Below are 1,465 nucleotides of genomic sequence, written 5' to 3' on the forward strand. Positions count from 1 at the left end.
ACTTAAAATAGCTCTATTATAACGATATTTTTCAAATATCCCCGCTTTATTCTCAACTCTAAAAGTATTATGCAAAATCTTCTCTTGTATATAAAAGACACTACTATAATATTTTCTCAACTCCTGCTCAGATACTTCCCATTTCATAAGCCATTTTAATATTTCTGCATCCAAATACTCATATAGTTCTCGCAGATTTTTACGGTATTTACTATCCAAGGTGTCATTTCCAGACTGATAATAAATGTAATTAGGGAGATTAATAATAGCTATCTGTTCTCCTGTTGCCGCTAAATATTGGTAATTAAACAAAAGATCCTCCCCCAAAGATAGCTTTGTATCCATCAGAAGATTTTCTTTCACAATTATTTCCCTGCGAAACACCTTATTCCAAAGAGTAGAATCCATCCACTTCTCATGTAATGTCATAATATTCTTTCGATGACATACAGATATTTCTTCCTCCTTGGAAAAAACATGAATTTCGCCATTTTTTGACAATAAATCAGAGCTAATCTTAAAGCCACACCAGTAGTGGTCACAATCTGGTTCCTGTTCCATCAATTTTTCAAATGCCTCTAAGTATTCCGGTACATATTCATCATCACTATCTAAGAATACAATGTAATCCCCTCGAGCTTCTTGCAAACCTTTATTGCGAGCCGCTGAAACCCCTTGATTGATCTGCCTAATGTACCTAAATCGCCGATCGTCCGATACAAATTTTTGACAGAGTACTCCACTAGAATCTACCGAACCATCATCTATCATAATCACTTCAAAATCTTCAAAAAGCTGATTCTGAATGCTTCTCAAACAGTTAGCGATTGTTTTTTCTGCATTAAAAATTGGAACAACTATTGAATATCTCATATCTGTTCTTCTACCTGCTCTTTCCAATGCGCATACATGGTTTTTTCCCCTTCTGACGTTTTTTCGTTCCATTTTTCTTTCCAGGAAAGTTTGTGTAACCATGTAGATCTAGTAACAATACTCTGATATCCCTCCTCAGAATATGGACTATTCAGATTATGACACAAATGCATCTGCTCCGTATTATTCGGTTTAATCTGAGATATTGTGGCCTTCACTTCTGGTATATTCTCATAAACCATTCGTAAAACGTAATCAATCAGATAATAATCAATCAACACATCATTCTCATCCCAATAAGCACTAAAGATTGCATTCGCTGCCACAAAAAGGCTATTTCCTTTCCAACCAGCTATTGCAAAACCGGTCCAATCCCAATTTGATATATTCTTAAAATCTTTCCCAGGATTTCTTCCAGTATATATGGGATTCTCAAATACAGCTTCTTCAACTTTCTTTGAACAAAAAATTGTCGCATCTACCCAAAAGCCACCATTATATGCTATTAAATTCATGCGAAGAATATCCGAAAAGTGTGTCAAACTGATCTTTCCATCTTCAAGTTTTTCAATAATATGTTCCGGTATATCTG

At 34.9% G+C, this 1,465-nt stretch carries 2 protein-coding genes; both read right to left on the reverse strand.

Annotation, left to right across the window (positions count from 1 at the left end):
* The coding region (locus tag JQM82_RS15610) for a glycosyltransferase family 2 protein (protein WP_235251334.1) at positions 1–873 on the reverse strand (873 nt) is incomplete at its 3' end.
* The coding region (locus JQM82_RS15615; RefSeq protein ID WP_235251336.1) for a capsular polysaccharide synthesis protein at positions 870–1,465 on the reverse strand (596 nt) is incomplete at its 5' end. The genes JQM82_RS15615 and JQM82_RS15610, both read right to left, overlap by 4 nt.

The sequence above is a fragment of the Faecalicatena contorta genome (assembly GCF_021531995.1).
GTDB classification, from domain to species: domain Bacteria; phylum Bacillota; class Clostridia; order Lachnospirales; family Lachnospiraceae; genus Dorea_A; species Dorea_A contorta_A.